The following is a 25,829-nucleotide window of genomic DNA, read 5'->3' as shown; positions in this document are numbered from 1 at the left end:
AAGCGCCATGGCGACAGGGGAGGGGAACATGCGGCTCATGGGTTTCTCACAGGGTCCGCGCGATGCGCAACGAGAACTTCGGCTCTGCGGCGGGCTGCGCCTTGTTCGCGTCGCTGGCGCTGCGCAATGGTTTGTCGGATTCGATATCGAAGGGGCGGCTCAGTACCCGGACATCGGTCTTGGCGTCGCGCAGCCGCGAGGCAAAGTTTTCGATCAGTTCGATCTGTGCGCGTTGGTCGCTGACCATGACCAGAGGCAGTTGCCCCTCGAGTTCGAGGATGGCCCATCCCGCTCCGACCGCCGGCACGACGGCAGGCGGAGCGGATGTGCCGGACGCCGCGCTGCCCGGTGCTGGCGCCGCCGCGTCGAGCACGTCGGCCAGTTTCCAGCTCAGGCGCACGAGCTCGATCCGTGGGCTCTCGTTCAATGCGCGGCCCAGATGCGTCAGCAGCGGCGTCATGGCCGGCATGCGCTTCTGCAATGCCTCGTGGCGACCGGTCAATGCGCGCAGGTTTTCCGGGGTCAGGTTGATCTTTGGCAGGTCCGCGAGGAGGCCGTTGTAGCGCTGGGTGTCGGCGCCGGTCGCAATCCGGATGGTATCGGTCCGGTCCATCACTTCCTTGATTTCCAGGGCGGACTTGCCGGCATACAACAGGCAGCCGGCGAGTATGAGCCAGCCCACGCTTGTGATCGCCGAGCGGATCTGCCACAACTTGTGGAAGCGAGTAACTCTTGCCGGCGCGAATTGCTGGGGCGGTGTCTTGGTGATCAGGCAGTGAATGAACAGCTTGTCGGCGCTGCTGTCATTGAGTGGGTCCTTTAGTCCCTGCTTGCGCGCGGCCGCCGAAAGATCGATGAATTCGAACTGGAGTTCGGCGCTGCTGTGGCAGAAATCCTGCAGAGCCTGCATCTGCGCGGAATGCGCGAGGACTACGGTACGCAGTGTGGTGCCCCGCGGCAGTTGGCGCTGGGCGACCAGGTACTGGTAGATCTTGGCCGACTCGTTGGCGCATGCGCGACCGATTTCCTCCACGCTTTGCGTCGCAAGCTGCGACAGGCGCGAAAAGTGCAGCCTGCCGCCATCAAGGAAGCTTTGCCGCACGCCGCCATGGGTCAGGCTGACGAACAGCACCGTGCCGCCGGCGCCGACAACCTGGGGACCGCATCCGGCGAGTACCAGCGGGATCGAATAGACGCCCGCAAGCATCGCCTCGGCGGCTTCGATGGCTTCCAGCCATGGCGTGAAAGACTCGATGCGGGTGAGCGCCGCGAACAGGATCTTTTCGTCGCGCCGGCCGCCTGTCGCGCGGCCCAGCGGGATGGCGGTCGCCAGCGGCGTATTGTAGAAGTACTGGCTGAGCCTGCGCTGCAGCAACGCGGCGCGGTCGCTGCCCTGCACATAGGGCAGATCCTCCAGCTGGAAACCCTCGTCGCCCGTGTCGGCCAGCAGGTAGAACAGGCTGGCGCGATGCTTCTTGAGGTAGCCGGCGAAGGCTTCGATGCCCACCGGTTCCGGACTGAATTCGCCTTCGACCTTGATCCGGCCGCCGTTCCAGTGGTAAGCGGTGAGCGAGGACCCGTCGAGCAGGAGTATGCGTCTGGCGGCCATCAGGTCTTCATCTTCGTAATGATGTCGTAAATCGGTCCGAGCACGGCGATCATGATCCAGCCGAGTATGAGGCCGATCGATACGGTCATGACCGGTTCGATCATGGCCTGGACCTTTTCGATGGATTCGCGAACGTCGCGATTGTAGAAGTAACTGACGTTGGTCAGCGCCGTGTCCAGGGCGCCGGTGTTTTCACCGACGCGCAGCATGCGCAGGACCAGCGGCGGGAATATTCCGGCGTTCTGAAAGGCGACGGTCACGTTTTGACCCTCGGCGATGAAGCCGCCCACCCTTTCCAGTCCTTCCCGTATCACCAGGTTGCCGACGACTGCCTCGGTGGATTTGATCGAATCGAGGATGGTGATGCCTGATGAGTACATCATGGCGAATACCGAGGAAAAGCGCGACAGGATGATCTTGCGCAGGATGTCGCCGATGTAGGGAATGCGCAGCTTGAAGTCGTCGAAGCGGTAGCGTGCCGCATGGCTGTGCTTGACCAGAAAGTAGACCACGGCAGCTACGAGGGCGGGCAGTCCGATCACGACGAACCAGTAGTTGACGAAGAACTCGGAGGTGGCGATCAGTATCTTGGTCTGGGTCGGAATTTCCTGCCCCATGTTGCGGATGAAGCCGGCCATCTTCGGCACCAGGTAGATCATCATGAAAAACACGATGGCCACCACCACGGTGCCGAGGAACGCCGGATACATGATGAGCTTCTTGGTGTGGGCCGCCAGCTCATCCTGCCACTTCAGCGATTCCAGCAGGTTGTTCAATACTTGCGGCAGGGCACCGGTTTCCTCGCCAGCACGGATCAGGCTGACCATTACTTCGTCGAAGGTCTGCGGGTGTTCGGCGAGCGCCTGGGAAAGGGTCTTGCCACCTTCGATGCTTTCGATCATTCCGGCGATGACTTCGCGAAAGCGCGGATTCTCGATGGAGTCGCGCAGGTCGGTCAGGCTTTCGATCAGCGATACGCCGGCCCGCGCGAGCTGTTCCATGTGGAAGCAGAAGTTGATAAGTTCCGGGCGGCTGATTTTGCCGCGATTCATCAGTCCGCCCTGTTTCACCGGGTCGCCGTTGATGAAGTCGAGCTCCATGCGCTTCAGGCGCATTTCGAGGTCGATCTGGTTGATCGCTTCGAGGCGGCCCAGAACCATGCGGCCCTGGCCGTTCATTGCCTTGTAGGAGTAAAGGGCCATGATGCGTCCGGCTTCGCCGCGCTTACATCCGCTCGGTCAGGTCGATGACCCGGCCGACTTCCTCGACCGAGGTGGACCCGTCGAGTACCCGCCGCAATCCGTCGTCGGAGAGAGTGCGGAATCCCTTTTCGTGTGCCAAGTTGCGAATCTCGCGTTGCGGCGCCCGGCGGCTGATAAGGTCGTCGAGGTCGTGGTCCAGGCGCAGCATCTCCATGATGGCGATGCGGCCTCGATAGCCCTGGTAGCCGCAGTGGTCGCAACCGGCCGCGCGGTAGATGATCGGCGCCGGCTGGCCGCTGCCGACGCCGATAAGCTTGCATTCATGGGCTTCGGCCGGATAGGGCTTGCGACAGTGGGTGCACAGGCGGCGCACCAGGCGCTGGGCGACGATACCGATGATGTTGCCGGCCATGATGTCGGGCAGGACGCCGATGTCGAGCAGGCGCGGGATGGCGCCCAGTGCCGAGTTGGTGTGCAAGGTCGAATACACCTGGTGGCCGGTCATCGCCGCGCGAAAGGCCATTTCGGCGGTATCGGCGTCGCGGATTTCGCCGACCAGGATGATGTCCGGGTCCTGGCGCATCATCGAGCGGATGCCGTTGGCAAAGTCGAGTTTGGCGGATTCCGCCACGGAGGTCTGGCGAATCATCGCCATCGGATACTCGACCGGATCTTCGAGGGTCATGATGTTCACGCCTTCCTCGTTGATGTGGTTGAGCACCGAGTAGAGCGTCGTGGTCTTGCCGCTGCCGGTCGGGCCGGTGACGAGGATGATGCCTTCCGGACGCGCCACCATCAGCTTCATCAGGCTCATCTGCTGGTCGTCGAGCCCAAGCCGGTCGAGCGGCACGATGCCCTTTTGCCGGTCGAGGATGCGCAGGACGATGTTTTCGCCGTGGATGGTGGGTTGCGAGGCGACGCGGAAATCGACGGCGCGACCGCTGATGTTGATTGAAATGCGGCCGTCCTGCGGGGCGCGCGTCTCCGCGATGTTCATGCCGCTGATCACCTTGATGCGCACGGCCATCGCCGCCCAGTAGGTTTTGTGCAGGGCGCGGATCTGGCGCAGGATGCCGTCGATGCGATAGCGGATGCGCAGGAAACTGGCTTCTGGCTCGAAGTGGACGTCCGAGGCATCGTGCTTGACGGCGTCGGTGAGCAGCGCGTCGACCAGGCGCACCACTGGCTGGCTGTACTCGTCGAGCGAGGCCGACAGGCTGCGGTAGTCTATTTCGCCGGTTTCGATCTCGTGCAGGATGCCGTCGATCGAGAGTTCATGGCCGTAATACTGGTCGATGGCGCGGGCGATTTCCGATTCGCCGGCAATGAGCGTGTCGACCAGCAGTTCCGGGTGGATCAGGGTACGCAGCTTGTCCAGCGCGACGATGTCGTTTGGGTCGGCGATGGCGATCTTCAGGCGCTGTTCGCGCTGCGAGTAGCTCAGCGCGAGGAACATGTGGCGCTTGGCGAGTTCGCGCGGCACCATGCGCAAGGCATCGGGATCGATGATCGAGTTGGCGAGATCGACCGACTTGTGGCCCAGCGATTCGCCCAGGGCGTCGCGCAAGGTAGCTTCGGATACGAATCCAAGGGCGACCAGCAGCTTGCCGACCGGCTGGTTGGATTTCATCTGCTCGAGCAGAGCGATCCTTAGCTGATCCTCGCTGATCACGCCTTGCGTGATCAGGATCTGGCCTATGGGTCGACGGGCAGAAGGAGAATTCATACGGCTTTCATTATCCCGCATCTGCCGTCTTGGGCAAGCCCTTGTCGTGGGACATGGAATGGAAGCGGGCAGCTCCGGGATTCGCTGTGCCGGGGGCTTGCCGGCATCGATGGTTTCAAGCCGTTGTCAGGCTTTCTGGTCAGGGTAGCAAGGCTTTCAGGCGCGCGGCAGCCTGTGCCTTGTCGAACCCGGCCGGGCGGTTTTGCGCGGCGGCGATGGCCTGGCCATAGTACTGGGCGGCCAGCTTGTTCTGTCGCAGGTGCTCGAGGCTGATCGCGAGGTTGTAAAGGATGTCGGGATTGTCGGGTTCGGCGGTGTGGGCACGGAAATAGGATTGCTGAGCTTCGTTCCAGCGGCCATGGCGCGCATAGAGGTTGCCAAGGGAAAAATGCGGCGCGGCCAGGTCCGGTTGGGTGGCGGCGAGCGTCTTCAGGCGACTTTCGGCGGCGCCGGGATCGGCCTGGCCCCGGCTGTTGATCAATGCTGCCTGAGCCACCGTGTCCTGCGGGTCGGCTTCGGCGATGCGGCGGTAGATCTGTTCGGCTTGCTCCATTCGTCCCTGGCGCAAGGCGATCGCCGCCAGGCCGTGCAGGGCATCCGGATTGCGTGGATCCGCCTTCTGCGCGCGTTCGTATTCAGTTTGTGCCGCCGCCAGATCGCCGCGGTTGAACGCGTCGAAGCCCTTTATCAACGACGGGTTGACCTTCAGTGGCACCTTGGTGACGCGAATCGGGCTGTCCTCGTCTTGCGGTGGAACCGCCAAGGTTGAAGGACGACGAACCCGAGCGACAGGTTTGGTTGTCGTCGCCGCAGCATCTTCTTCATCATCGTCGGGTGCGCGCTTGCCGGCTGCGGTCACAGTAACGGGTGCCGCCGGCGCGGCGGCGATCGGCGATGCCACGGAAGTCGGCGCTGACGACACGGCGGCCGGCGCTGCCGTTGCGGCTATCGGGGCGCTGGGCAGCGGCCCGCGACTGGCGACCAGCGACGATTTCGGCTGCAACTGCCACCAGAAATATCCACCGATGCCACAGATGGCAAGCACCGTGATCGCACCCACCACCACGGCAAAGGTCTTGCGCGCCGGCGTCGTATCCGCCTGCTTGGCGGCGAAAAGGTTCTGGGCGGCCGTTTTCCCAGTGGGCGGCGTGGAATTCTTTTCGGGCGCGTTCTTTCGCGGCTCGGTGGCGGCAACCGACAGCGGTCGCGGTGAGCTCTCGATCCCAGGCGCCTGCGGTGCAGGCGTCACCGGCTGGGCGCCCTTCAGGCGTGCGGTCGCCGCCAGCTCGGCTTCGGCGAGGAATCGCGCGTCGAGTTCTTCGAATTGCGACGATTGCGACGGAACGGCCGGGGTCGGGACGCCGACTTCCGGCAGAGCCAAGGTCGAGTCGGTGAAATCGGGCTCGGTTAGCGGTTTGAGGCTCAATTCGCCAGCGCCCTCGGGCGCCTTGGCATCGCCTGTGTCCTCGGCATGCCCCTGGCGCTTTGCCAGTTCGGCCTTTTTCAGGGCGTCCATCAACAAGCTCATTGCGCGCCTGTTCCCTGCGTGTCCATCGGTTGTTGCATCCGGCGCGGACTGTCGGCAAAGAAATCCTTGGTCGGCAACTGGCCCCGGAAGCTTCGATAGTCGCCGTCGATGCTCGGATCGCGAATGATGGTGGGCTTGAGGAAGATGACCAGTTCCGTTTTGGTGCTCGAGTCGTTTCGATTGCGGAAGAAATTGCCGATCCCGGGAAGGTCGCCCAGGCCCGGAACCTGGTTGGTGGTGTTGCTGACCTTATCCTCCATCAACCCGCCCATCACCGCCACCTCTCCGTCGGAAAGGCGCAGCATCGATTCCATTTCGCGAGTCTGGATCTCCGGCACTCGATTCACAAACGCCAGACCTGGTGTCGGGTCGGGTTTGCCGTCACCCTTTTGGCTGGAGATCGTCGGGCGGACGTTGAGCAGGATAGTTCCGTTCTCACTGACCTGGGGCGTTACGCTCATCACCAGCCCGACCGACACGGACTGGGCGGTGGAGGTAATGATGCTGACGGTACCCGTGGCGGTGGTGGTCGTGTCGTTCTTGATGTTGAAGTAAACGACGTTGTCAACCACTTTCAGCATGGCTGTCTGATTGTTCAGGACGCTGATCTTCGGGCTCGACAGGACACGGACCTTGCCGAAGTTCTCCAGCAGATTGAGTGTCGATGACAAGCCAAGGCCTGGCGCGACGAAGTTAAGCAAGAAAGCGAAGGCCCCGGGAGGCGTCGCGAAACTACCGGATGCCGTGGCGAACGGGTCCGGCACGGCGCCGAGAACGAGACCGGTCGGATTCTGCGCCGCGGAAAACCCCGCCTGCGGATTGCCGGGACGCAAGGAGCGCAAGCTCTGCCAGTTGATCCCCTGTTGGTAGGCGTCGCTCAAAGTGACTTCCGCAATGGTGGCTTCGATGATCACCTGGCGTCGCGCGCTGGAGAGCACCATGTCCAGATATTCCTGGACTTTTTCGTGCTGCCGGGATGTGGCGCGAACCACGACGACACCGGCTTCCGGGTTAACGATGATCGATGCGGCTTCACGGAAGGTCGTTCGCTTGACGACGGTCGTGCCCTGCTGCTGGAGGGTTGCCGGATTCGGACTGCCGGCAAGGTTGGTGGTGGTGCTTCCGGACCGAGCGGCGCCTTGGCCGCCCTGGGCGCCGGTACCCGTGGTGGCCTGCTGGTCCGAGCGCTCTATCACGGTTTCGCTGGAACCTTCGGGAAGGATCTTGTCACTTTCGCGCAGGATGTCCTTCAGGTTCTTTTCCAGCGACTGCCAGAAGTTGTTCTGCGCGGTGCTCTTGACGGATGTGCTGGAGTTGTTGCCGCCACCCCCGGCGGCGGAACCCCCTGTCGCACTGGTGCTGGTCGAGGCTATCTGCGTATTGATGGATACGGCACCGCTCACCTCACGCGACATATTGACGTAATCGACCCTGTAGTTGCGCAGGAAGGGCGAATCGGGCATCACTACCAGATTCGGACCATCCAGTTCCCAGCGCATGTCGACTTGCTTGGCAACGCGAGTCAGGATTTGCTGCAACGTCTGGTCGATCGCGTTGATGGTAACGACACCGTTGATTCCGGGATGGATGTCGATGTTGAGTTTCGCGTCGCGCGCAAGTGCAAAAAGCAGATCCTGAACCGGGATGTTGCGAACCACGACCGAGTAGGCCTCGGTTTTTGCGCTGGCCTTCGGTCGCGCGAGGCTCACCGTGGCGGCAACAGGTTGCGGAATTCCCGGACTCGGCGCGGCCTGAGCTTCGGCGCGAATGTGGCCAGAGGACGGCGATTGCGGCGGCAGGCTGCCGCATGCTGCAAGCATCGCGCTTGCGACGAGCGCAACTCGTAACGGCGGGATCAGAAGTGGGCGCAAACGAATCCCCGATCAAGTAAAAAGCCAATCTTAGGATAGCACATTATGTATACACGGCAACTCAATGATTTGATTGGGAGCATAGGTGCCTGATGGGTGTTGTGATTTTGCACTAGCGTAACCGGAGTACCTGGCGGGGGTAGGGCTTGCTTGCCTTCAGGGATTTGGGCAAGTTGCGCAGCGCCATCGCCGCAGCCGCACCGCTTGCATAGCTGCCGAAAGTGACGCCGAAGCGCGGCGCTCCGCTGAGTTCGGAAAAATAGACGTGGACGTTACCGAATTCCTCGTTCTCGCGCTTCACCTTTTGCAGCAGTGTTTCAATCTCGGCGTGTCGCCTGGCATCCGCGTCATAAACCTGGACGAACCAATGATCATTGGGCACCTGCTCAAGCCAGGTGCGCCCCGCCTCAAGGCGCTCGCTGGTGAGGGGGCCGACCTTGGGCATACCCGCTGGTTGCAGGAAGGCGGGTTTGGCAGGTATCGGGCTCGTGGTGGCCGGTGTCGAGGGTTCGCTCGCGTCGGCTGGAACTGCGGCGGTCGCAGGCACGGCGGCTGGCGCGGCGGCGCCTGTCGTCGCAGCGGTGCCAAGCGTGGCCGATCCGGCCGTCACGGGGGTGGCTGTAGCCGGGGAAGGATTACCGCTGCCGGTCACCGGCGTGGCGGTTGCGGCGGGAGGCGTATTGCCGGCGATCGTGTGTGGACTGACCGGATCCGGCGATTTCGTAGCCGCCGGTGCCGGGAAGTTGCCATTGCTCTGTGCCGAGAGCAACCAGACGACACCGGCGAGGATTGCGATGCCGATTGCGGCTGCGATCCAGGCATTTCGCCCGATGTTGCCGACTTTTCCGCCATAGGTGGCTTCGCTGAATTCGGAGTCGCGGATCGCAGCCTGGACCTCCTTGGGGCCGATCTCGTGGCTGCCCGAGGAAAAGGCAGCGAGCAGGGACTTGTCGGCGAGGATGTTGATACGGCGCGTGAGGCCAAGCGAACTGCGCTCGATCATTTTCAGCGCCGGCGGCATGAAGACGCTCGGCCCGCGATAGCCTGCGGCGCGCATGCGGAAGTCGAGGTACTGGCTGATGTCATCGCGCAGCAGGGGCGCCAGGCCGAAGTTGTGGGTGATGCGCTCCTTCAGCTGCCGCATGTCGGGACGGGCAAGTACGTCATTCAGTTCAGGCTGGCCGAACAGGACCAGCTGCAGGAGTTTGTGGCGGTTGGTTTCGAGGTTCGACAGGAGGCGAATCTCCTCGAGGGTTTCCACTGGCATCGCATGGGCTTCGTCGATCAGAACCACGACCTGACGGCCCTCGCCGAACGAAGCAATCAGGTGGTCTTGCAGGGCCCGCATCACCGCCGAAGTCCGCGCATTCTCGGCAATGCTGAGGCCGAGTTCGTCAGCGATGGCAAACAGGATGTCGTCGCGAGACAGCGACGGGTTGGCCAGATAAATGATGTTGACGTTCCGCGGCAGGCGTTCCATCAGCACCCGGCAGAGCATGGTCTTGCCGCTGCCGACTTCACCGCTGACCTTGACTATGCCTTCGTCGTGGGTGATCGCATAGACGAGCGCGTCGAGCGTTGCGCCGCGATTGGCCCCGTCGAAGAAAAAATCGGTATGGGGCGTGATGCGGAACGGCGGCTCGTTGAGTCCGAAATGTTCGAGGTACATGGCGTCGGGCGTTCGTGCGGGGCAGTATTCCGGTCAGAAAAGGCTGCGGTTGGGGCCGGGCCGCTTTTCGCGGGTCAGCGCGTCGATGCGATTGTAGAGCGTGGTTCGATTCACACCGAGCAGGCGCGCCGCCTGGCTCATATTGTTGTGGGCCAGCTGCTGCGCCGCTTCGATGTAAGCCTCTTCCCAGAGCCGCAGCGTGGCATCCAGGTTGAACTCGTGCCGGGTCTGGAGGTCGTTCAGGGCAATTGCCATCAATTCCGCCCGGCCGGCCAGGGTTGGCGTCGGTGCAATGCCGCTTGCCCGGGGTTCATTGCCAACGTCGAGTTCGGCTTCCAGTTCATCGACGCCGACTTCCCTGCCGGCATATTTTGTCGTCAGGCGAATGGCAATGTTGCGCAGTTCCCGCACGTTGCCGGGAAAGGAATAGGCAAGCAGCCGTTTCGACGCGGCCGCGGCAAGCTGAAATAGTTGCAAATTTGCTTGAGCCGCGTAAATCGAACGGAAGTGCTCCAGCAGCAGCATCCGATCGTCGCCGAGATCGCGCAACGGCGGAATCGAGATCGTGAACACAGATAATCGATGGTAAAGATCGGCCCGGAATCGGCCTTCGCGGACCTCCTTCCTCAAGTCACGGTTGGTCGCCGTGACGACGCGTGCCGACGAACGCCGCGCATGGGTTTCGCCGATGCGTTGGAATTCGCCGTTCTCGAGGACGCGCAGCAGTTTGGGCTGCAAGTCCAGGGGCAGTTCACCGATCTCGTCGAGGAACAGGGTTCCGTCCGAAGCATCCTCGAAATATCCGGCGCGGGGCCCGCTGGCGCCGGTAAACGCGCCCTTGGCATGGCCGAACAGCGTCGCTTCGACCAGGTTGGGCGAAATGGCCGCGCAATTGAGCGCCAGATAAGGCTTGGCCGCCCGCTCTGACAGTCGATGCAGTGCGACGGCAGCGAGTTCCTTGCCGCTGCCGGATTCGCCTTCTATCAGTACCGGAAACGGTGAACCGGCGAACTGTCGAAGCTGGGCACGTAGTTTTTGCAACGGTTCGCTGACCCCGATCAGGCCGTCTTCGACCACGGTAGAGGTGTCTCTAAAAGACAACACCCGCTGTATGAGTTGGCGCAGCATTTCGGGATCGGCGGGCTTGGCTACAAACTCGGTAGCGCCCAAGGCACGCGCGTGACGGGCATTGGGTTCATCGCTTTGTCCGGAGAGGACGACGATTCGGGTTTCTGGAGCGTGCGCCAGTATGTCCGCGATCAAGGCGAAGCCCTCGTCGGGTCGGTGCGGGGTCGGCGGCAGCCCCAGGTCGATCAACGCCAGCGCCGGGGCAAGGCCTCGCTCGCGCAAGAGCTTGACCGCTTCGCTGCGGGTGGCAGCGGTGCTGACGGCGTATTCCCGGCCCAAAAAATAGCCCAGCGCGTCGACAATGAGGGGGTCGTCGTCGACGATCAGAAGCGGGGTTTTTTCTTGCGGAGAGTTCAAGGAGGGGAGTCGGGCAAATTTGATCGAACCATCATAAATCGAATCACCGTCGAAATTTCCGGTTTGTTAAGGTCCTCCAGCCGTTACTTCGGCAATTGTCCCACGTGTCGCCGAAGGCGATTCTGCTAAAATTCGCAGCCGCAAGTCCAGCTGAAAATCCACCGGCGTCACAATGTCCTCGGACAATCTTGTCGAAATCCGCGATCTGAACTTTACCTACGATAGCCGGCCGATCCTGACTGGAATCAACATGATGATTCCTCGCGGCAAGGTCGTGGCTGTGATGGGGAGTTCCGGTTGCGGAAAGACCACGACGCTGCGCCTGATCGGCGGACAGCTCAAGCCGACGTCCGGCGAGGTCAGGGTCGGTGGGCAGGTCGTACATCAGCTTGATGCCGATGGGCTTTACGGATTGCGCCGTCGGATGGGGATGCTGTTCCAGTTCGGCGCCTTGTTTACTGACATGTCGGTGTTCGACAACATCGCATTTCAGATGCGGGAGCATACCGATTTGCCCGAGACCGTGATTCGCGACCTGGTCTTGATGAAGCTGAATGCGGTGGGTTTGCGCGGCGCACATGACCTGATGCCGGGGGAACTGTCGGGCGGCATGGCGCGGCGGGTGGCGTTGGCGCGCGCCGTGGCGCTCGACCCGATGCTGATCATGTACGACGAACCATTCGCTGGCCTTGACCCGATTTCGTTGTCGATCATCGGCGAATTGATTCGCAAGCTGAACGACGCGCTGGGCGCGAGTTCCATCGTAGTCACCCACGACGTGCAGGAGTCCTTGAAAATCGTCGATTACGTCTATTTCGTTTCCGCGGGAAAGATCGTGGCCGAAGGCACGGCGGATGACATCAAGAACTCCAAGGTGCCCTATGTGCATCAATTCGTCTGGGGCGAGGAAGATGGCCCGGTGCCGTTCCACTATCCGTCCCGTCCCTATGGCGAGGAACTGATGGAACGGCGAGCGCGACATGGATAACGGCCTGTCTGGAGCCCTGCGTGGCCTGGGGCGACGGGTGACCTCCCGTATCTGGCGCCTCGGCTATGCCAGCCGCTTCTTCCTGGCAATCATGCTCAATTCCGCCACGGCGCTGCGGCGCGTGCACCTGACGATGCGCGAGATCTATTTCACCGGCGTGCTTAGCCTGATCATCATCCTCGTGTCCGGCCTCTTCGTCGGCATGGTTCTCGGCCTGCAGGGCTACGACACCTTGCAGCGCTATGGCTCGACCGAGGCACTTGGAGTCCTGGTGTCGCTCTCGCTGGTGCGGGAACTGGGTCCGGTGGTCGCGGCCCTGCTGTTCGCCAGTCGTGCCGGATCGGCGATCACGGCCGAGATCGGCATGATGAAGGCCACCGAGCAGTTGTCGGCAATGGAAATGATGGCGGTCGATCCCATTGCCAGGGTGGTAGCGCCGCGTTTCTGGGGGGGCGTGATTTCAATGCCCTTGCTGGCGGCGCTGTTTTCAGCCATGGGTATCTTTGGTGGCTATCTGGTCGGCGTGCAACTGATTGGCGTCGACGAGGGATCGTTCTGGTCGCAAATGCAGGCGTCGGTCGATTTTCGGGAAGACATCCTCAATGGCGTGATCAAGAGCTTCGTCTTCGGCATCATCGTCAGCTGGGTCGCCGTATTCGAAGGTTACGATGCAGAGCCCACCGCCGAGGGTGTGTCGGGGGCGACCACGCGCACCGTTGTAACATCGTCGCTGGCCATTCTGGCTGCCGACTTCATTCTCACCGCCTTCATGTTTACAGGGACATGACATGAGTCGCACGACACTTGACCTCTGGGTCGGATTTTTCGTTGCCGTCGGACTGGGGGCGCTGCTGTTCCTTGCGCTGAAAGTTGGCAACATGGCGTCATCCAGCAGTGGAGATACTTATGCAATCAAGGCCAAATTTGATAACATCGGAGGCCTGAAGGTGCGTGGTGCCGTCAAAAGCGCGGGTGTCGTCGTCGGTCGGGTGGGGGAAATCCGGTTTGACCCGGAGGCTTACCTCGCCGTCGTGACCATCAACGTCGATACCCGTTACAAGTTTCCGCGCGATACGTTTGCAACAATCAATACATCAGGTTTGTTGGGAGAGCAGTACATCGGATTCGAAGTGGGTGGCGATACGGAAATGCTCAAGGCGGGCGATACGATCAAAAAGACGCAGTCCGCAGTGGTTCTTGAAAAATTGATCGGCCAGTTCATGTTCAACAAGGCCGCCGAGGATGGCGGCAAGAAGTAGTCAACAGGTGACCGAATAGAATGAATAAAACGCTGCCCACCCGTCTGAAGTCGGCTACCTTGGCGCTGCTGGCGGCTGGACTGCTGGCCGGATGTGCCAGTTCCGGCAATCCCAAGGATCCGATCGAAGGCTTCAACCGAGCCATGTTCGCCTTCAATGAAGGGCTTGATTCGCTGATAGTGAAGCCTGTTGCCACGGGGTATGACGCAGTACTGCCTTCTCCCATCCGGACCGGAGTCACCAACTTTTTCGGCAACATTGACGACCTTTTCATCGGCGTGAATAACCTGTTGCAGGGGAAGATCCCGGAGGCGTTTAGCGATCTGGGGCGGGTCGCGATCAATACCACGATCGGCTTGCTCGGCGTTCTTGACATTGCCACGGATGCGGGACTGGAGAAACACAATGAGGACTTCGGCCAGACGTTCGGTCGCTGGGGCGTCGGCAACGGCGCCTATGTGGTGATTCCCGTTTTTGGGCCGCGCACGGTGCGCGACACGGTAGGTCTGGTTCTGGATGTGCAAGCGGATCCGGTGGCGAACCACAGGCCGAAGGGCGAGCGCGATTTTGCCCAGGTGCTGCGCTTGGTAAATGGTCGCGCCAATCTTCTTGCTGCCGACAAGGTCGTCGAGGAAGCCGCGCTGGACAAGTATTCCTACGTGCGCGACGCCTATCTACAGCGTCGCCGCAACCTGATTCACGACGGCAATCCGCCGCGCGAATCGGAGGCGAGCCTTGACACCGATCGATCGCTTTCGGTCGATGCTCGATTGGAAGAACCGCGTGCCGAGGCACCCTCTGGCGGCGCTGTTCTGGTCGTTCGCATGGAACCCGTCGATACCAAGTAGCGCAACTACCGGGGGTGACACCCCGTTCCCGAAATTCCAGGAACCCACATGAAATACCTGTTTGCAATTCTCTGCGGCTTTATTGTTGCCACGACGCCGATGGCACAGGATGCCACCGCCCCCGATGTCCTGATCAAGACGGTCACCAACGAAGTACTCGATATCGTCCGCAAGGACAAGGACATCCAGTCCGGCAATACGCGCAAGGCGATCGATCTGGTGGAAGCGAAGGTGCTGCCACACTTCAACTTCACGCGCATGACCCAGCTTGCAATGGCCCGCGATTGGCGCCAGGCCAATCCGGCTCAGCAAAAGGTTCTGACCGACGAGTTTCGCCTCCTGCTGGTGCGTACCTACTCGAAGGCGCTGACCGAATACAAGAACCAGACCATAGGCTTCAAGCCGTTTGCGTTGAAACCCGGGGAGACCGACGTCAGGGTTCGCACCGAGATCAAGCAGTCCGGTGCTGGCAAGAACATCGAACTGGACTATTTCCTTGAAAAGGCCAGTTCCGGCTGGAAGGTTTACGACATCGAGGTCGGCGGCATCAGTCTCGTGACCAATTATCGGGAATCGTTTGCCGCCGAGGTTCGCAATGGCGGTATCGACGGTCTGATCAAGTCCCTGCAGGCAAAGAACAAAACCGGCGAGGCGACGTCGGTCAAGAAATGATCCGAATCTCCGGCGATTGCGTCGAAGTATCGGGCCCGATGACCATGGCTGGAGCGCGCGCCTTGCTCGCGGAAGGCGAGGCGGCGATCGCCGCCGAGGTGTCGGCTTTTGATCTCAAAGCGGTCACCGAAACCGATTCGTCCTGCCTGGCTGTCGTCTTCGGCTGGACGCGTGCGGCCATGGCGGCCGGGAAATCCTTGCGCGTGCTGAATCCGCCGCAGAGCCTGCTGAGCCTGGCCGCCGTTTACGGCGTCGCCGATCTGCTCCCGCAGGGCTGAGATTTCAGCCGCTTCGGCTTTCCGATTGACGTGATGTCGGTCGCGATCCGCATTCAGCAGGTCTCCAAGTCCTTTGGAGCAGTCCAGGCGCTTGATCGGGTCGACCTCGAGATCGAACCCGGTGAATTCTTTGGCTTGCTTGGCCCCAATGGCGCCGGCAAGACGACCCTGATTTCGGCACTGGCCGGTCTGGTCCGCGCGGACCACGGCACGCTTCGCGTGATGGGCCACGACGTTCAGTCCGATTACCGCGCGGCGCGCCGCCAACTCGGCGTCGTGCCGCAGGAACTGGTGTTCGATCCGTTCTTTACCGTTCGCGAGTCCCTGAAGATACAGTCGGGATATTTCGGCATCAGTAACAACGACGCTTGGATCGACGAGATCCTGGAGAATCTCGGCCTCACGCCGAAAGCCAATGCCAACATGCGCATGCTGTCCGGCGGCATGAAGCGCCGAGTGCTGGTGGCCCAGGCCCTTGTGCATCGCCCGCCGGTAATCGTGCTCGATGAACCGACCGCCGGTGTCGATGTCGAACTGCGCCAGACCCTGTGGGCCTTCATCAGACGCCTTAACGAGGCCGGCCATACCATTGTCTTGACCACGCATTATCTGGAGGAAGCGGAGAGCCTGTGCAGCCGTATCGCGATGCTCCAGTCCGGTCGCGTGGTCGCGCTCGATACGACGGCCAACCTGTTGCGCCGTTTTTCGTCCCATACCCTGCGCTTGCGCAGTCGCGGCGAAATGCCTGTGGACCTGGTCCTCGGCGCGGCGCAAAGCGGCGGCTGGTGGTCGTTGCCTTTCGATCGTTACGAGGAGGTGGAGTTGCTGCTGGCACGCATACGCGAGGCCGGATGCGGCATCGAGGACCTGGAGATCGGCAAACCCGACCTGGAGGAGGTCTTCGTGCGCGTGATGCAGGGTGAATCGAAGGGCGGGGGCGGCTGAGATGGGCCATGGCTTTTCCACCCTGTTGTGCAAGGAAGTGCTGCGTTTCTGGAAGGTGGCGTCGCAGACCGTCGCGGCGCCTGTGCTCACTGCGCTGCTCTACCTGCTGATCTTTTCCCATGTGCTGGAGGGCCACGTGAAGATTCACGGCGTGGCCTATACATCCTTCCTGATTCCCGGGCTGGTGATGATGTCGGTATTGCAGAATGCCTTTGCCAATTCCTCGTCATCGCTGATCCAGTCCAAGGTGACGGGGAATATTGTCTTCGTCCTGCTGCCGCCAATTTCCTACCTTGAATTCTTCTCGGCCTACGTGCTCGCCGCCGTGGTGCGGGGGGTCGTCGTCGGGACCGGCGTCCTGCTGGCCACCTGCTGGTTCGCTCCGCTCCACTTCGCAGCGCCGTTGTGGATCCTGGCCTTTGCCCTGATGGGCGGTGCGATCCTCGGTAGCCTGGGCGTGATCGCCGGTATCTGGGCCGAAAAATTCGACCAGCTGGCGGCATTTCAGAACTTCCTGATCATGCCCTTGACCTTTCTCTCGGGCGTGTTCTACTCGATCAATTCCCTGCCGCCATTCTGGCAGCAGGTGTCGCACTGGAACCCGGTCTTCTACATGATTGATGGCTTTCGCCACGGCTTCTTCGGCGTGTCCGATGCATCGCCGTGGCACAGTTTCGCCGTGGTCGCAGCATGCTTTGCGCTGCTGACCGCATTTACCCTGCATCTGCTGAAGCGTGGCTACAAGCTGCGCGCCTGAGGAGTTGGAACATGCTAGACCCAAAACAAATCGAGACCTGGATCGCTGCCGGTCTGCGTTGCGAACATCTCTCGGTCGATGGCGACGGGCACCATTTCGCCGCCGTCATTGTCAGCAGCGAGTTCGCCGGGCTCAATCGCGTCAAGCGCCAGCAGCGCATCAACGCGATCCTGAAGTCGCGCTTCGACTCCGGTGAATTGCATGCGCTGTCGATGCAGACCTTCACCCCAGAGGAATGGAAAGCCAATGGATAAACTGCTGATCGCCGGGGGTATCCCGCTTTCGGGCGAGGTGGCGATATCCGGCGCGAAGAACGCAGCGCTGCCATTGCTGTGCGCGGCGCTGCTGACGAGGGAGCCGGTGACTTTCACCAACGTGCCGCATCTGAACGACATCGGCACCATGTTGAAGCTGCTGGCGCAGATGGGCGTCAAAGTGTCGCGGCAAGACTCAAGAGTCGGCGCCGGCGACACGGTGACGCTGGATGCTTCCGGGCTGATCAATGCCGTGGCGCCCTACGAAATGGTCAAGACCATGCGCGCCTCGATCCTCGTACTCGGCCCGCTGGTCGCTCGCGCCGGCGAAGCCCGCGTTTCGCTGCCTGGCGGCTGCGCCATCGGCGCGCGGCCGGTGGACCAGCACATCAAGGGGCTGGCCTCGATGGGCGCCGAAATCGGCGTGGAGCATGGTTATGTGCACGCGCGCGCCGCGCGGTTGAAGGGCGCGCGATTGTTCACCGACATGGTGACCGTCACCGGTACCGAGAACCTGATGATGGCGGCCTGCCTGGCGCAGGGCGAAACAGTGATCGAGAACGCGGCGCGCGAACCGGAGGTGGTGGATCTGGCCAACTGCCTGGTCGCCATGGGTGCCCGCATTTCCGGCGCCGGCGGCGACGTGATCCGCATCCAGGGTGTCGATGCCCTGCATGGCGCGACACATCGCATCATGCCCGACCGCATCGAGACCGGCACCTACCTGTGCGCGGCGGCGGCGACGGGTGGCACGATACGGCTGACGGGCGCCTCGGCGACCTCGCTCGACGCCGTGATCGACAAACTGATGGATACCGGCTGCGAGATCGTCGCCGAGCGCGATGCGATCCGCCTCAAGGCGCCACGGCGCCTTGCCGCCGTCAGCATTCGTACCGCGCCCTACCCGGCCTTTCCCACCGACATGCAGGCCCAGTTCATGGCCATCAACGCGGTCGCAGAAGGCACCGCCGTGATGCGCGAAACCATATTCGAAAACCGCTTCATGCATGCCGTGGAACTGATCCGCCTAGGTGCCGACATCAAGATCGACGGCAACACCGCCTTCGTCACCGGCCGGCCGAAACTCGACGGCGCCACGGTGATGGCCACCGACCTGCGCGCCTCGGCCAGCCTGGTCATTGCCGGCCTCGTGGCACAGGGCGAAACCCTGATCGAACGCATCTACCATCTCGATCGCGGCTACGAAGGGCTGGAGAAAAAGCTGGCAGCTTTGGGCGCCGACATTCGACGGGTAAAATGAGTCGATGAGCGGATTAACCATCGCCCTGTCCAAGGGCCGCATCTTCGAGGAAACCCTGCCGCTACTGGCGGCGGCCGGCATCGTGCCGGCCGAGGATCCGGAAAAGTCGCGCAAGCTGATCATCGCCACCAATCGCGCCGACGTGCGCGTCGTCATCGTGCGCGCCTCGGATGTGCCGACCTATGTGCAGTACGGCGCGGCGGACATGGGCATCGCCGGCAAGGATGTTCTGTTGGAGCACGGCGGGGCAGGGCTCTATCAACCGCTAGACCTCCAGATCGCCAAGTGCCGGATGTGCGTCGCGGCACCGGCCGGATTCGACTACGCCGCCGCCGTGCGTCGGGGAGCGCGCCTGCGCATCGCGACGAAATACACCACGGTCGCGCGCGAGCATTTCGCCGGCAAGGGCGTGCATGTTGATCTGATCAAGCTGTACGGCTCCATGGAACTCGCTCCGCTGGCCGGGCTGGCCGAAGCCATCGTGGATCTTGTCTCCAGCGGCAGCACGCTGAAGGCCAACAATTTGCTCGAGGTTGAGGAAATCATGGACATCTCGGCGCGCCTGGTGGTCAACCAGGCCTCGCTCAAGATGAAGCGCGAACGGCTGCAGCCCGTGATCTCCGCCATCGAGGGCGCGATCCGATGATTCGCCGTTTCACCAGCGCCGACTCTGGTTTCGCCGCGACGCTGGACGCGTTGCTGCACTTCGACAACTCCACCGACGAGGCGATCGAGCGCACGGTCGCGGAAATCCTCGGCCGCGTGCGCGGCGAGGGCGATCCGGCGATACTGGATTACACCCGCCGGTTTGACAAGCTCGACATCGGCAGCATGGCCGAACTGGAACTGCCGCGCGCCGAGTTGAGGCATGCGCTGGATCGTTTGCCGGCGGCGCAGCGCAAGGCACTCGAAGCCGCTGCGCAGCGCGTCACCAGTTATCACGAGCGACAGAAGTCCGAGTCCTGGGATTTCACCGAAGCCGACGGCACGCGCCTGGGGCAGAAGGTAACGCCGCTCGATCGCGTCGGCCTGTATGTGCCCGGCGGCAAGGCCGCCTACCCGAGTTCGGTGTTGATGAATGCCCTGCCGGCCAAGGTGGCGGGAGTCGGCGAACTGATCATGGTGGTGCCCACGCCGCGCGGCGAGAAGAACGCGCTGGTGCTGGCGGCGGCCTGCCTTTCCGGCGTGGATCGCGTATTCACCATCGGTGGTGCCCAGGCCGTGGCGGCGCTGGCCTACGGTACGCAAACCGTGCCGCAGGTGGACAAGATCGTCGGCCCCGGCAACGCCTATGTCGCCGCCGCCAAGCGCCGCGTTTTCGGCACCGTTGGCATCGACATGGTGGCCGGTCCGTCGGAGGTGCTGATCATCGCCGATGCCACGGCCAATCCGGATTGGGTGGCGATCGACCTCTTCGCCCAGGCCGAACACGACGAATTGGCGCAATCCATCCTGCTCTGCCCGGATGCCGGCTTCATTGCCAAGGTGGCGGCCAGCATCGAACGCCTGCTGCCGACCATGCCGCGACGCGAGGTCATTGCCGCTTCGCTGAAGGGCCGTGGCGCGCTGATCCAGGTCGCCAATCTCGACGAAGCCTGCGAAATCGCCAACCGCATCGCCCCCGAGCACCTGGAGCTTTCCGTATCCGATCCCGGCCCGCTGGTCGAAAAGATACGTCACGCCGGGGCCATCTTCATCGGCCACTACGCCTCGGAATCGCTCGGCGACTATTGCGCCGGCCCCAACCATGTGCTGCCCACCTCGCGCAGCGCACGCTTTTCCTCGCCGCTCGGCGTCTATGACTTCCAGAAGCGATCGAGCATCATCGAGGTGTCGGCCGCCGGAGCGCAAACGCTAGGCCCGATAGCTGCGACCCTGGCGCACGGCGAAGGTCTCACCGCGCACGCCAATGCGGCGGAGTTCCGGCTGAGGTAGTCGTTCGGCGCCGTGTCGCCGGCGCCGACTTCCGGGCGTCGCCGCCAGCAGCAGTCCGGCCGGTCAGCCGACGATTTCCTGCAGGGCCCCGATCAGCGCCGAACATTGCGCGTCCGTGCCCACGGTTATCCGCAGGTATTGGTCTATCCTCGGCAGCTTGAAATGGCGCACGATGATGCTGCGTTGTCGTAGCGCCAGCGCCGACTTTTCGGCGTCGTGCCGCGGGTGGCGGGCGAAGACGAAATTCGCTGTCGAAGGAATGACCTCGTAGCCGAGTTCTTCGAGGTCGGCCACCAGCTTTTCGCGGGTGGCGATGACGGCGCGGCAGGTCTGCTCGAAATACTCACGGTCTTCGAAGGCGGCGACGGCGCCGGCGATCGCGAGGCGGTCGAGCGGGTAGGAATTGAAGCTGTTCTTGACCCGCTCCAGCGCTTCGATCAGGTCGGCATGGCCGACCGCGAAGCCGACGCGCAGGCCGGCCAGCGAACGTGACTTGGACAGCGTCTGCACCACGAGCAGGTTCGGATATCGGGTCGTCAGGGGAATCGCGCTTTCGCCGCCGAAGTCGATATAGGCCTCGTCGATCGCCACCACGCAGTCCGGGTTGCCCTGCAGCAGCGATTCGATGTCGGCCAGCGCCAGCTGGCGCCCGGTCGGCGCGTTGGGATTGGGAAAGATGATGCCGCCGGCTTGTGCGCCCGGCGGGCGCGCATAGTCAGCGACGCGGATCGAGAAATCCGCGAGCAGAGGCACCGTCTCATAGGCCACCTGATACAAGCCGCAATACACCGGGTAGAAGCTGTAGGTGATGTCGGGAAACAGGATGGGTCGGGTGTGACGCAGCAGGCCGAGGAAGACATGGGCCAACACTTCATCGGAGCCGTTGCCGACGAATACGTTGCCGCTTTCGACGCCATGGCAGTCCGCGATGGCGCGCTTGAGCTTTTCGGCATTGGGGTCGGGGTAGAGCTTCAGCGAGTCGTCGGTGGCGGCACGGATGGCTTCCAGCGCGCGCGGCGAGGGTCCGTAGGGATTCTCGTTGGTATTGAGTTTCACCAGGTTGGCGAGCTTGGGTTGCTCGCCCGGCACGTAGGGCGTGAGCCCCTTGACGACATCGCTCCAGTAGCGGCTCATGGTCAGGCGGAATGGTTTGCAGGGCAGTGGTGATCGGGGTTCGCGCCTGTCGTGCAGGCTGCTAAGCCGATGGTATCATGCAGGCCTCGAACACTTGCTTGACCCTCAGGCCATGCGCCAAGCCGACATCTCGCGCAACACCCTCGAAACGAAAATACGCGTCACCCTCGATCTGGGCGGCACGGGTGTTTCCAGACTGGCGACCGGCGTCGGCTTCTTCGACCACATGCTGGACCAGATCGCGCGCCACGGCCTGATCGACCTCAGCGTCGAGGCGGCGGGCGACCTGCACATCGACGCGCATCACACCATCGAGGATGTCGGCATCACCATCGGCCAGGCGCTGGCCAAGGCCCTCGGCGACAAGAAAGGCCTGCGCCGCTATGGTCACGCCTACGTGCCGCTGGACGAGGCCCTGTCGCGCGTGGTGGTGGACCTTTCCGGGCGACCCGGCCTGGTCTTCAACGTGCCCTTCACGCGGGCCACGATCGGCGAATTTGATGTCGACCTGGTGCGCGAGTTCTTCCAGGGCCTGGTCAATCACGCCAATATCACGGTGCATATCGACGCCCTGCGCGGCGAAAATTCGCACCATCAGGCGGAGACGGTATTCAAGGCCTTCGCGCGGGCCTTGCGCATGGCGGTGGAAACCGATCCGCGCGCATCCGGTGCCGTGCCATCCACCAAGGGTTCGCTCTGATCCTTCCATGAGCAAGGTTGTAGTAGTCGACTACGGCATGGGCAACCTGCGCTCGGTGGCCAAGGCCATCGAGCACGTTGCGCCGACGGCCGAGGTTCGGGTCAGTTCCGCCGCGGCCGAGATCATGGCCGCCGATCGCGTGGTGGTTCCCGGCCAGGGGGCGATGCCGGATTGCATGCGCGAATTGGCGGCGCGCGGGCTGCGCGACGCGGTGGTCCGCGCCGCCGCCGAACAACCTTTCCTCGGCATATGCGTTGGCTTGCAGATGCTGTTCGGCCACGCCGAAGAGGGAAACGTCATGGGGCTAGATATCCTTCCGGGCCGCGTGCCGCGCTTTCCCGAGGCCGCCATGGCGGCAGCCGACGGTTCGCGCCTCAAGGTGCCGCACATGGGCTGGAACCAGGTGCATCAGGCCGAGGCTCATCCCCTGTGGGACGGCATCGCCGACGATGCACGCTTCTATTTCGTGCACAGCTATTACGTCGAACCGCAGGACCCCGAGGTGATTGCGGGCTCGACCCACTACGGCATCCCCTTTACCAGCGCGATTGCCCGCGCTAACATCTTCGCTGTTCAATTCCACCCGGAAAAAAGCGCCCAGGCCGGATTGCGACTGCTCGGCAATTTCATGCGCTGGAATCCCTGATCCGACCGCCCCCAGGCATTTCATTCATTGCACACCTCCTATGCTGCTGATACCCGCGATTGATCTCAAGGACGGCCACTGTGTCCGCCTGAAACAGGGCGACATGGATGACGCCACGGTGTTCTCCGAAGACCCGGCCGCCATCGCTCGCCACTGGATAGGCCAGGGCGCGCGTCGCCTGCATCTGGTCGACTTGAACGGAGCTTTTGCCGGCAAGCCGAAGAACGAAACCGCGATCAAGGCGGTCCTGAAGGAAGTGGGTGACGACATCCCCGTGCAACTGGGCGGTGGCATACGCGACCTCGACACCATCGAGCGCTGCCTCGACGACGGCGTCAGCTACGTCATCATTGGCACGGCCGCGGTGAAGAACCCGGGTTTCCTGCATGATGCCTGCGGCGCATTTCCGGGCCACATCATCGTCGGACTCGACGCGCGCGACGGCAAGGTGGCGGTCGATGGATGGTCGAAAATGACCGGTCACGACGTGATCGATCTGGCAAAGAAGTTCGAGGATTACGGTGTCGAGGCGGTGATCTATACCGACATCGGGCGTGACGGCATGCTGTCCGGAGTCAACGTGGATGCCACGGTCAAGCTTGCCCAGGCGCTTCGAATCCCGGTTATTGCCAGCGGCGGCATCGCCAACCTGAAGGACGTCAAAGCGCTGTGCGCGGTTCAGGGCGAAGGCATTTCCGGCGCCATCACTGGCCGCGCGATCTACGAAGGCACGCTGGATTTCAAGAAGGCCCAGGCCGAGGCGGACAAGCTTTCCAAGCCTTGACCCCGGCCATGCTCGCCAAACGCATCATTCCCTGTCTCGACGTCAACGCCGGCCGCGTGGTCAAGGGCGTCAATTTCGTCGAACTGCGCGACGCCGGGGATCCGGTGGAAATCGCCAAGCGCTACGATGACCAGGGCGCCGACGAGATCACCTTCCTCGACATCACGGCCAGTTCCGACGACCGCGACATCATCCTGCACATCGTCGAGGCCGTCGCCTCGCAGGTCTTCATCCCGCTTACCGTGGGCGGCGGCGTGCGCCAGGTGGACGACGTGCGGCGCCTGCTGAACGCGGGTGCCGACAAGGTCAGCATGAATACCGCCGCCGTCAACAATCCGCAACTGGTGGCGGATGCCTCGGCCCGGGTCGGCGCACAGTGCATCGTGGTCGCGGTGGATGCCAAGCAGACTTCGCCCGGACGCTGGGAAGTATTTACCCATGGCGGCCGCAAGAATGCCGGCCTCGATGCCATCGAGTGGGCGCGCCGGGTGGAAAGCCTGGGCGCGGGAGAAATCCTCCTTACCAGCATGGACCGGGACGGCACCAGGGTCGGCTTCGACCTGGCGCTGACCCGTGCTGTGGCCGATGCCGTTGGAATTCCGGTGATCGCCAGCGGCGGCGTCGGCAACCTGCAGCACCTTGCGGACGGCGTCACCCAGGGGCGCGCCGACGCGGTTCTGGCGGCAAGCATCTTCCACTACGGGGAATTCACCGTGCGCCAGGCCAAGGAGTACATGCGGGAGCGCGGCATCGAGGTCCGGCTATGAGCGGGATGGCGAGTTCGAATTGGCTGGACGAGGTCCTCTGGGATGCGCAAGGCCTGGTGCCCGCCATCGCGCAGGATGCCGTGACGGGCGAAGTGCTGATGTTCGCCTGGATGAACCGGGAATCGCTCGCCATCACCGCGGAAACCGGTCATGCCGTGTATTGGTCGCGTTCGCGTGGAAGGTTGTGGCGCAAGGGCGAGGAATCCGGCCATGCGCAGAAGGTGCTGGAATTGCGCGTGGACTGCGACAAGGACGTGGTGCTGATGAAGATCGAGCAGGTGGGCGGCATCGCCTGCCACACCGGGCGCCGCAGCTGTTTTTTCAACCGATTGGAAGTCTCGGGCTGGCTGGATGTCGAGCCCGTCCTCAAGGACCCGAAGGAGATATACAAGTAAGCCGGCGCCGGGCCGTCCCAAGGCGGCTTGAGTCATTCACGGAGCGGGCTTGACCCGCGAACAGTCGTCATCCCCTTCCTCGGGAAGGGGGGGCGGGGGAAAGGAACAAGGAAATGATTGACCTCGAAGTGATCCATCGCGTCCAGGCGACGCTGCGCGAGCGCAAGGGCTCCGCACCCGATTCGTCATACGTCGCCAGTCTGTACGCCAAGGGTACCGATGCCATTTGCAAGAAGGTTGCCGAAGAGGCGGCCGAAACCATCATGGCGGCCAAGGACGGCGATCGCCTGCACCTGGTGCGCGAAGTTACCGATCTGTGGTTTCACAGCATGATCCTGCTTGCCCATTTCGACATCGGTGTCGACGACGTGATGGTCGAGTTCCGGCGCCGGGAAGGCATTTCCGGTATCGACGAAAAGAAAAGCCGGAGCGAATGAGCATGGGCGACTGCATCTTCTGCCGGATTGCCCGTGGCGAGATCCCGTCGAAGAAGATCTATGAGGACGAGGAAATTTTCGCCTTCCACGACATCAATCCGATTGCACCGGTGCATTTCATGATCGTGCCGAAAGTGCATGTCGCCTCGCTGGCCGATGTGAACATGAGCCACCAGATGGTACTCGGGCGGATCCTGGTCAAGGCGAACGAACTGGCCAGAAGCCAGGGACTCGTTGAGGGCTTTCGCACCATCATCAACACCGGTCGGATCGGGCATCAGGAGGTGTATCATCTCCACGTTCACATCCTGGGCGGCCCCGAGCCGTTGGGATCCATGCTCAAACGCAAGGCGCCTTGAGGCTTCACTGGGCGCGAGGAGAATCGCAATGGGATCTTTCAGCATCTGGCACTGGTTGATCGTGCTGGTGATCGTCATGCTGGTGTTCGGAACTAAAAAGCTGCGCAACATGGGATCGGACCTCGGCGGCGCGGTAAAGGGTTTCAAGGACGGCATGAAGGAAGCGTCGGCCGACAAGCCGGCCGAACCGCAGCAAGTCGCTGGCCAGACCATCGACGTCGAGTCGCGGCGGGAACAGACCAAGACCTGATTCCGAATGCGCAGAGAGCGGTGGCAGCAGCGTGAAGGGTAGGGGCCAAACCCTTCCCGCGCGTCCCTCG

Annotated in this window: 28 protein-coding genes; 20 read left to right on the top strand and 8 right to left on the bottom strand. The window is 62.4% G+C overall.

Annotated elements, in window-relative coordinates:
- Window positions 1–46 precede the first annotated feature (46 nt).
- The 7 genes from J0M27_RS02030 to J0M27_RS02000 all read right to left on the bottom strand — a co-directional run bounded on the left by J0M27_RS02030 (window position 47) and on the right by J0M27_RS02000 (window position 11,090).
- On the bottom strand, window positions 47–1,609 hold the full coding sequence (locus J0M27_RS02030; RefSeq protein ID WP_294986929.1) for a hypothetical protein: 1,563 nt from the start codon (window positions 1,607–1,609) through the stop codon (window positions 47–49).
- Complete coding sequence (locus tag J0M27_RS02025; protein WP_294986927.1) at window positions 1,609–2,811, bottom strand: type II secretion system F family protein; 1,203 nt, start codon at window positions 2,809–2,811, stop codon at window positions 1,609–1,611. Before J0M27_RS02025 ends, J0M27_RS02030 begins: the two co-directional genes overlap by 1 nt.
- Before the next feature lie 22 nt (window positions 2,812–2,833).
- Window positions 2,834–4,537 (bottom strand): ATPase, T2SS/T4P/T4SS family, encoded by a 1,704-nt coding sequence (locus J0M27_RS02020; RefSeq protein WP_294986925.1) that lies wholly within the window; start codon window positions 4,535–4,537, stop codon window positions 2,834–2,836.
- 139 nt (window positions 4,538–4,676) lie between these two features.
- Window positions 4,677–6,053, bottom strand: coding sequence for a tetratricopeptide repeat protein (locus J0M27_RS02015; protein WP_294986923.1), 1,377 nt, complete (start codon window positions 6,051–6,053; stop codon window positions 4,677–4,679).
- 8 nt (window positions 6,054–6,061) lie between these two features.
- Complete coding sequence (mshL, locus tag J0M27_RS02010; protein ID WP_294986921.1) at window positions 6,062–7,936, bottom strand: pilus (MSHA type) biogenesis protein MshL; 1,875 nt, start codon at window positions 7,934–7,936, stop codon at window positions 6,062–6,064.
- Window positions 7,937–8,048: 112 nt separating this feature from the next.
- Window positions 8,049–9,605 (bottom strand): AAA family ATPase, encoded by a 1,557-nt coding sequence (locus J0M27_RS02005; RefSeq protein ID WP_294986919.1) that lies wholly within the window; start codon window positions 9,603–9,605, stop codon window positions 8,049–8,051.
- Window positions 9,606–9,638: 33 nt separating this feature from the next.
- Window positions 9,639–11,090 (bottom strand): sigma-54 dependent transcriptional regulator, encoded by a 1,452-nt coding sequence (locus J0M27_RS02000; protein WP_294986917.1) that lies wholly within the window; start codon window positions 11,088–11,090, stop codon window positions 9,639–9,641.
- 172 nt (window positions 11,091–11,262) lie between these two features.
- Here J0M27_RS02000 and J0M27_RS01995 point away from each other — a divergent pair, with 172 nt between their 5' ends.
- The 12 genes from J0M27_RS01995 to hisD are packed head-to-tail and all read left to right on the top strand — an operon-like array spanning window position 11,263 to window position 20,287.
- Window positions 11,263–12,078 (top strand): ABC transporter ATP-binding protein, encoded by an 816-nt coding sequence (locus J0M27_RS01995; RefSeq protein WP_294986916.1) that lies wholly within the window; start codon window positions 11,263–11,265, stop codon window positions 12,076–12,078.
- Window positions 12,071–12,865 carry a lipid asymmetry maintenance ABC transporter permease subunit MlaE gene (gene mlaE, locus J0M27_RS01990; RefSeq protein ID WP_294986914.1) on the top strand — a complete coding sequence of 265 codons (795 nt, stop codon included), beginning with the start codon at window positions 12,071–12,073 and terminating at the stop codon, window positions 12,863–12,865. Before J0M27_RS01995 ends, mlaE begins: the two co-directional genes overlap by 8 nt.
- Window position 12,866: 1 nt before the next feature.
- Window positions 12,867–13,337, top strand: a complete 471-nt coding sequence (gene mlaD / locus J0M27_RS01985; protein WP_294986913.1) for an outer membrane lipid asymmetry maintenance protein MlaD — start codon at window positions 12,867–12,869, stop codon at window positions 13,335–13,337.
- 20 nt (window positions 13,338–13,357) lie between these two features.
- Window positions 13,358–14,185 carry a VacJ family lipoprotein gene (locus tag J0M27_RS01980; RefSeq protein ID WP_294986911.1) on the top strand — a complete coding sequence of 276 codons (828 nt, stop codon included), beginning with the start codon at window positions 13,358–13,360 and terminating at the stop codon, window positions 14,183–14,185.
- Window positions 14,186–14,233: 48 nt separating this feature from the next.
- On the top strand, window positions 14,234–14,857 hold the full coding sequence (locus J0M27_RS01975; protein ID WP_294986910.1) for an ABC transporter substrate-binding protein: 624 nt from the start codon (window positions 14,234–14,236) through the stop codon (window positions 14,855–14,857).
- Window positions 14,854–15,135: an STAS domain-containing protein gene (locus J0M27_RS01970; protein ID WP_294986908.1), complete on the top strand. Its 282-nt coding sequence runs from the start codon at window positions 14,854–14,856 to the stop codon at window positions 15,133–15,135. Before J0M27_RS01975 ends, J0M27_RS01970 begins: the two co-directional genes overlap by 4 nt.
- Window positions 15,136–15,168: 33 nt before the next feature.
- Window positions 15,169–16,080: an ABC transporter ATP-binding protein gene (locus J0M27_RS01965; RefSeq protein ID WP_294986906.1), complete on the top strand. Its 912-nt coding sequence runs from the start codon at window positions 15,169–15,171 to the stop codon at window positions 16,078–16,080.
- A 1-nt stretch (window position 16,081) separates the two neighbouring features.
- A complete protein-coding gene (locus tag J0M27_RS01960; protein ID WP_294986904.1) occupies window positions 16,082–16,837 on the top strand; it encodes an ABC transporter permease in 756 nt (251 codons plus the stop codon).
- 11 nt (window positions 16,838–16,848) lie between these two features.
- On the top strand, window positions 16,849–17,091 hold the full coding sequence (locus J0M27_RS01955; protein WP_294986902.1) for a BolA family protein: 243 nt from the start codon (window positions 16,849–16,851) through the stop codon (window positions 17,089–17,091).
- Window positions 17,084–18,352 carry a UDP-N-acetylglucosamine 1-carboxyvinyltransferase gene (murA, locus tag J0M27_RS01950; protein WP_294986901.1) on the top strand — a complete coding sequence of 423 codons (1,269 nt, stop codon included), beginning with the start codon at window positions 17,084–17,086 and terminating at the stop codon, window positions 18,350–18,352. Before J0M27_RS01955 ends, murA begins: the two co-directional genes overlap by 8 nt.
- 4 nt (window positions 18,353–18,356) lie before the next feature.
- Entirely contained in the window at window positions 18,357–18,998 is a 642-nt protein-coding gene (gene hisG, locus J0M27_RS01945; protein ID WP_294986899.1) for an ATP phosphoribosyltransferase, read from the top strand.
- Complete coding sequence (gene hisD / locus J0M27_RS01940) at window positions 18,995–20,287, top strand: histidinol dehydrogenase (RefSeq protein WP_294986897.1); 1,293 nt, start codon at window positions 18,995–18,997, stop codon at window positions 20,285–20,287. Before hisG ends, hisD begins: the two co-directional genes overlap by 4 nt.
- Before the next feature lie 63 nt (window positions 20,288–20,350).
- On the opposite strand, the gene hisC is transcribed toward hisD, so the two are convergent.
- A complete protein-coding gene (gene hisC / locus J0M27_RS01935) occupies window positions 20,351–21,421 on the bottom strand; it encodes a histidinol-phosphate transaminase (protein ID WP_294986895.1) in 1,071 nt (356 codons plus the stop codon).
- Between the two features lie 112 nt (window positions 21,422–21,533).
- Between hisC and hisB the strand changes: the two genes are divergently transcribed.
- The 8 genes from hisB (at window position 21,534) to tatA (ending at window position 25,759) form a co-directional block, all read left to right on the top strand.
- Window positions 21,534–22,121 (top strand): imidazoleglycerol-phosphate dehydratase HisB, encoded by a 588-nt coding sequence (hisB, locus tag J0M27_RS01930; RefSeq protein WP_294986893.1) that lies wholly within the window; start codon window positions 21,534–21,536, stop codon window positions 22,119–22,121.
- 7 nt (window positions 22,122–22,128) lie between these two features.
- Window positions 22,129–22,767 carry an imidazole glycerol phosphate synthase subunit HisH gene (gene hisH / locus J0M27_RS01925; RefSeq protein WP_294986891.1) on the top strand — a complete coding sequence of 213 codons (639 nt, stop codon included), beginning with the start codon at window positions 22,129–22,131 and terminating at the stop codon, window positions 22,765–22,767.
- Window positions 22,768–22,807: 40 nt separating this feature from the next.
- Complete coding sequence (hisA, locus tag J0M27_RS01920; RefSeq protein ID WP_294986889.1) at window positions 22,808–23,551, top strand: 1-(5-phosphoribosyl)-5-[(5-phosphoribosylamino)methylideneamino]imidazole-4-carboxamide isomerase; 744 nt, start codon at window positions 22,808–22,810, stop codon at window positions 23,549–23,551.
- 8 nt (window positions 23,552–23,559) lie between these two features.
- Window positions 23,560–24,318: an imidazole glycerol phosphate synthase subunit HisF gene (gene hisF, locus J0M27_RS01915; protein WP_294986887.1), complete on the top strand. Its 759-nt coding sequence runs from the start codon at window positions 23,560–23,562 to the stop codon at window positions 24,316–24,318.
- A gap of 5 nt (window positions 24,319–24,323) precedes the next feature.
- Window positions 24,324–24,713 carry a phosphoribosyl-AMP cyclohydrolase gene (gene hisI / locus J0M27_RS01910; protein ID WP_294986885.1) on the top strand — a complete coding sequence of 130 codons (390 nt, stop codon included), beginning with the start codon at window positions 24,324–24,326 and terminating at the stop codon, window positions 24,711–24,713.
- Window positions 24,714–24,826: 113 nt separating this feature from the next.
- Window positions 24,827–25,150 (top strand): phosphoribosyl-ATP diphosphatase, encoded by a 324-nt coding sequence (locus J0M27_RS01905; protein WP_294986883.1) that lies wholly within the window; start codon window positions 24,827–24,829, stop codon window positions 25,148–25,150.
- Window positions 25,147–25,509: a histidine triad nucleotide-binding protein gene (locus tag J0M27_RS01900; RefSeq protein WP_294986881.1), complete on the top strand. Its 363-nt coding sequence runs from the start codon at window positions 25,147–25,149 to the stop codon at window positions 25,507–25,509. The genes J0M27_RS01905 and J0M27_RS01900 overlap by 4 nt, the downstream gene beginning before the upstream one ends.
- Window positions 25,510–25,537: 28 nt before the next feature.
- Window positions 25,538–25,759 carry a Sec-independent protein translocase subunit TatA gene (gene tatA, locus J0M27_RS01895; protein WP_294986879.1) on the top strand — a complete coding sequence of 74 codons (222 nt, stop codon included), beginning with the start codon at window positions 25,538–25,540 and terminating at the stop codon, window positions 25,757–25,759.
- Window positions 25,760–25,829 lie beyond the last annotated feature (70 nt).

Source organism: Sulfuritalea sp., assembly GCF_017302275.1.
In the GTDB taxonomy this organism is placed as follows: Bacteria; Pseudomonadota; Gammaproteobacteria; order Burkholderiales; family Rhodocyclaceae; genus Sulfuritalea.
Note: the sequence above shows the minus strand (reverse complement) of the source record. Positions and strands in the feature narration are given on the sequence as shown.

What these genes read in the sequence shown, in the direction of transcription:
- hisA (WP_294986889.1), top strand. Translation starts at nt 22,808, where the DNA reads ATGCTGCTGATACCCGCGATTGATCTCAAGGACGGCCACTGTGTCCGC.
- J0M27_RS01955 (WP_294986902.1), top strand. Translation starts at nt 16,849, where the DNA reads ATGCTAGACCCAAAACAAATCGAGACCTGGATCGCTGCCGGTCTGCGT.
- J0M27_RS01905 (WP_294986883.1), top strand. Translation starts at nt 24,827, where the DNA reads ATGATTGACCTCGAAGTGATCCATCGCGTCCAGGCGACGCTGCGCGAG.
- J0M27_RS02025 (WP_294986927.1), bottom strand. Translation starts at nt 2,811, where the DNA reads ATGGCCCTTTACTCCTACAAGGCAATGAACGGCCAGGGCCGCATGGTT.
- J0M27_RS02015 (WP_294986923.1), bottom strand. Translation starts at nt 6,053, where the DNA reads ATGGACGCCCTGAAAAAGGCCGAACTGGCAAAGCGCCAGGGGCATGCC.
- J0M27_RS01975 (WP_294986910.1), top strand. Translation starts at nt 14,234, where the DNA reads ATGAAATACCTGTTTGCAATTCTCTGCGGCTTTATTGTTGCCACGACG.
- hisG (WP_294986899.1), top strand. Translation starts at nt 18,357, where the DNA reads ATGAGCGGATTAACCATCGCCCTGTCCAAGGGCCGCATCTTCGAGGAA.
- J0M27_RS02020 (WP_294986925.1), bottom strand. Translation starts at nt 4,537, where the DNA reads ATGAATTCTCCTTCTGCCCGTCGACCCATAGGCCAGATCCTGATCACG.
- hisC (WP_294986895.1), bottom strand. Translation starts at nt 21,421, where the DNA reads ATGAGCCGCTACTGGAGCGATGTCGTCAAGGGGCTCACGCCCTACGTG.
- hisD (WP_294986897.1), top strand. Translation starts at nt 18,995, where the DNA reads ATGATTCGCCGTTTCACCAGCGCCGACTCTGGTTTCGCCGCGACGCTG.
- hisF (WP_294986887.1), top strand. Translation starts at nt 23,560, where the DNA reads ATGCTCGCCAAACGCATCATTCCCTGTCTCGACGTCAACGCCGGCCGC.
- tatA (WP_294986879.1), top strand. Translation starts at nt 25,538, where the DNA reads ATGGGATCTTTCAGCATCTGGCACTGGTTGATCGTGCTGGTGATCGTC.
- J0M27_RS01980 (WP_294986911.1), top strand. Translation starts at nt 13,358, where the DNA reads ATGAATAAAACGCTGCCCACCCGTCTGAAGTCGGCTACCTTGGCGCTG.
- hisB (WP_294986893.1), top strand. Translation starts at nt 21,534, where the DNA reads ATGCGCCAAGCCGACATCTCGCGCAACACCCTCGAAACGAAAATACGC.
- J0M27_RS01965 (WP_294986906.1), top strand. Translation starts at nt 15,169, where the DNA reads ATGTCGGTCGCGATCCGCATTCAGCAGGTCTCCAAGTCCTTTGGAGCA.
- J0M27_RS01995 (WP_294986916.1), top strand. Translation starts at nt 11,263, where the DNA reads ATGTCCTCGGACAATCTTGTCGAAATCCGCGATCTGAACTTTACCTAC.
- hisH (WP_294986891.1), top strand. Translation starts at nt 22,129, where the DNA reads ATGAGCAAGGTTGTAGTAGTCGACTACGGCATGGGCAACCTGCGCTCG.
- J0M27_RS01960 (WP_294986904.1), top strand. Translation starts at nt 16,082, where the DNA reads ATGGGCCATGGCTTTTCCACCCTGTTGTGCAAGGAAGTGCTGCGTTTC.
- murA (WP_294986901.1), top strand. Translation starts at nt 17,084, where the DNA reads ATGGATAAACTGCTGATCGCCGGGGGTATCCCGCTTTCGGGCGAGGTG.
- hisI (WP_294986885.1), top strand. Translation starts at nt 24,324, where the DNA reads ATGGCGAGTTCGAATTGGCTGGACGAGGTCCTCTGGGATGCGCAAGGC.
- mlaD (WP_294986913.1), top strand. Translation starts at nt 12,867, where the DNA reads ATGAGTCGCACGACACTTGACCTCTGGGTCGGATTTTTCGTTGCCGTC.
- mlaE (WP_294986914.1), top strand. Translation starts at nt 12,071, where the DNA reads ATGGATAACGGCCTGTCTGGAGCCCTGCGTGGCCTGGGGCGACGGGTG.
- J0M27_RS01970 (WP_294986908.1), top strand. Translation starts at nt 14,854, where the DNA reads ATGATCCGAATCTCCGGCGATTGCGTCGAAGTATCGGGCCCGATGACC.
- J0M27_RS02005 (WP_294986919.1), bottom strand. Translation starts at nt 9,605, where the DNA reads ATGTACCTCGAACATTTCGGACTCAACGAGCCGCCGTTCCGCATCACG.
- J0M27_RS01900 (WP_294986881.1), top strand. Translation starts at nt 25,147, where the DNA reads ATGAGCATGGGCGACTGCATCTTCTGCCGGATTGCCCGTGGCGAGATC.
- J0M27_RS02030 (WP_294986929.1), bottom strand. Translation starts at nt 1,609, where the DNA reads ATGGCCGCCAGACGCATACTCCTGCTCGACGGGTCCTCGCTCACCGCT.